The organism is Coleofasciculus sp. B1-GNL1-01, assembly GCF_040220235.1.
Classification (GTDB): domain Bacteria; phylum Cyanobacteriota; class Cyanobacteriia; order Cyanobacteriales; family Coleofasciculaceae; genus Coleofasciculus.
This window is the reverse complement of the sequence record NZ_JAVJTO010000014.1, coordinates 1-3207: the sequence shown is the minus strand read 5'-3', so window position 1 is coordinate 3207 and position 3207 is coordinate 1. Positions and strand designations below refer to the sequence as shown.

Genomic DNA, 3207 nt, shown 5'->3' with positions numbered 1-3207 from the left:
GATACTGACCCTCACCAACATGGCTGTTAAGTTGTCAAGGTTCTGTTGGGTGTTATCCCGTCATTTTCCCTTGCGGCTAATCCTTCAAACCTAGGCTCTCAGAAGAACTCTGGCTGATTTCTAGCCAACGAATCGCACCTGCCCGACCATCGCGGGACTAAACCCTTTGTCCCCTCTGGCTTTAATCACCTCAACGACAATGTCCTGGAACGGGTAGACTCGCGATAGCTCTTGAATTACCCTTAGCGCTAACTGCTTATTAGCCCGGATGCTAGGCGGTATTTTGTTGCCCCTGCGGTTATTGAATCGGTGCTGGCGGTGACTGCGTTGAGCAAAGGGTAACTTCCGGTTAATCCGTCGCCCTCGCCGTCCCCGTCGCATCATTGCCCGTTGGTTCATCCGTTTGGTCACGTTCTTAAACACCAACTTTAGGTGTGCCAGGAATAGGGTTGTTTTGGCTGATTGAATCGCAATCCCCGTGAATAGCTTTCCCGGATCAATTCCGGCTACGATATCTTGGGTTTCTTCTCCTGATGGTGGTTGAGTTAACTGGACTTGGAATATGCCTAAGTCGTTATGTACGACTTTAGCTTTACCAGCTTTTAGCCACCGCCGAACACGGCTAGCTTTAGCTGGCATTAGTGGTTTACCTTTCGGTGATAAAACTGGAACACGAATCATGGGTATAAGCCTTTCGTGTAAAGTTGTCTGTCCCCTCGACCACCGTTAACAAAATGTCCTCTCTTAGAGCGTCTAAACAAGTAGACTTACAGTGAATCCAAACTGGGGAAGTATTTGGAAGTGTGTATCAGTTAACGGCTTGGTGGTCTATTCAACTCTTAACGTTGCCAGTCCTGTCTCTGGCAATCCCCACGCTCCACGTTAGTAGCGTGGGGTTGTTGAAAACTTAGCTGATAGTCGTTCACCACTTGGCGCGATACCTCCGGAATAGTCTCGGACGATTGCACGACCAAACTGTCAAGGAATGACCCTTGTCTGTTGGTTAGTGTACTGGGGATTAAAGGGTATCGCCTCAGTCTTTAGAGGAATTTGCTTGGTCAGGACGTACTACCATGAGTTAGTACAAAAATCTTGTATCTTGGTTCAGATTTTACTTCATCGCTGGAGTTGAGACGACACATTCAACCCAAAACGGAGTAACACTGATTTCTCTGAGTCAGGAGGAAGGTTAGAGGTTAGGAGTGAGAGGTTAGTTACACAGATTTCACAGAGGCGTTAGTTCTCCCTTGCCCAAGGATGGAAAGATGATTAGTCCCCGCTCAAAACAATGATTAGCTTGTGGGGGGATGATTTCCTTGTCTGTGTCAATCTGTGTCCCTCACCCTTGAGTGTTCGAGAAAGTGCCATCTCGTCTGTGTTATCTGTGTTTTTGTCAATACTTTGTCATTATTTTTATCATAAATTTAACAAAATACATGCGTCCAAGGGTACATTGGCAGTGAGATGAAAACTATCAATTATACAAAGTTCTACGAGGATTCAAGGAATTTAGCTGGGGCTAGATTATTTTTATTCATAAAACACCCACAATAAATAGTATAGTTGAAAATTGTACAATAATCTCACAATCCCCGTAACCCCTGAAAATGCGTAGCTTTTTGCCAAAAGCAGGTCAAAAACGAGCAATTATGACGTTGTGTTAAGACGGGGAAAAGATTGAAAAAGTTAAACCGTTCGGGGGGAAAGAATCGTTTAACTTATCAGGACTTGACAACAAGGAGAAAGAGCCAAAGGGAGTAAATCGTTGGTATCTCAGAAGTGCGATCGCTCACTGTGCAGGATCGGATGAGTCTCAAGTCCAATCTGATCAATTCAAGCCAATTTGAGAGTTTAGCGATCGCACTGTCTTTGGCAAAGAGTTGTAGGGGCGACCTGCTGGTATTAATTAACAACTTTATCCACTCAATGGGGTCGGGTCGCCCTGTTCTCACCTGTTGCTATCAGAACCTATTTCTGAGGATTAAACGGGTTGACAAAAAAAGGGTTTCTCTGATTCAATAAACAGTATAATCGGAGAAGGTGTGCGCCTATAGACTCGAATTGATTCGATTGACTGCCTTCCTTCCCTGGCAAAGAATTCTTGAACATATCCCTTGACCCTGTTAATTTGCCTAATCGCCGCCATGTAGGGGCGACTCGCTGGCCATTGGTGTCAACGTAAGCGCCAAAAGCAGGGGCGACGGGGGGATCAGGGGGAGCTATCGGAGAATTGAGATCAGCTTAGGCTACTCCAGATCCCCGACTTCTTTGTTGAAACTGATGATCCCAAATAAATTGAATTCAGAAGTCGGGGATCTACCGGACAGTTGACAAGGATTGTGGCTTAAGTTGACACGGATGCCGGATGGCATTAATGAACAACTTTATCCACTCAATTCGGTCGGGTCGCCCTGTCTTCAAACCTGTGTGTCAGTTGTATGATAATTCCCAATGCAGAACGTGCTGTGGTTGATGTTCGTAAGTTACGGGATTACTGTCTTAATCGCACCCATGATCAAGGCAAACATAAGGCACGTTTATTTGAATCTAGGCTGGGCATGACCCCCAATGATGCAGAGGAATTACGCAGAATTTTATTGGAAGTCGTCAAAACAGAGGAAGTAAAGTTAGGGCGAAGGGATGCCTACGGGCAACGCTACACCCTTGATTTTATGATTGAATGGGGTGATAGAAACGCTACGATTCGTAGTGGTTGGATTATCGAACATGACTCAGACTATCCACGATTGACAACCTGTTACCCGTTGTAAGGCTTGGAGGTTTCGATGAAAAATGCAGTCAAATTATTGGATGTTGTTGCTCTGACTGTTAATTTGCCGGAGTGCAATCTCTGGCGTGGACAAGTCGGTACAGTGGTGGAAATTTTGGCAGAGGGTAAAGCATTTGAGGTGGAATTTAGCGATCGCAGTGGACGCACTTACGAGTCTCTGGGTTTGCGTGCCGATCAAATTATGGTTCTCCACTTTGAGCCTGTATCTGGTGATATTGCTGCTTAATCTGATAGCCGCCGTGTAAGGACGACCCGCTGATATTAATGAACAACGCTATCCGCTCAATTGGGTCGGGTCGCCCTGTCCTCACCTGTTGGTATCAGAACCTAATTTCTGAGGATTAAACGGGTTGACAAAAAAACGATTTCTATGATTCAATAAGCAATATAATCGGAGAAGGTGTGCGCCTATAGAC

General features: G+C 45.5%; 2 protein-coding genes and 1 pseudogene. 2 read left to right on the top strand and 1 reads right to left on the bottom strand.

All coding sequences use genetic code 11. The features are described from left to right. Nucleotides 1–138: 138 nt before the first annotated feature. A pseudogene (locus RID53_RS03105) lies at nt 139–681 on the bottom strand (RRXRR domain-containing protein); the annotation flags it as partial. A 1757-nt stretch (nt 682–2438) separates the two neighbouring features. Between RID53_RS03105 and RID53_RS03100 the strand changes: the two are divergent. Both RID53_RS03100 and RID53_RS03095 read left to right on the top strand, forming a co-directional pair. Beyond that, a complete protein-coding gene (locus RID53_RS03100; protein WP_446386726.1) occupies nt 2439–2771 on the top strand; it encodes a DUF6883 domain-containing protein in 333 nt (110 codons plus the stop codon). Between the two features lie 15 nt (nt 2772–2786). Then, complete coding sequence (locus RID53_RS03095; RefSeq protein WP_446386725.1) at nt 2787–3017, top strand: DUF4926 domain-containing protein; 231 nt, start codon at nt 2787–2789, stop codon at nt 3015–3017. Nucleotides 3018–3207 lie beyond the last annotated feature (190 nt).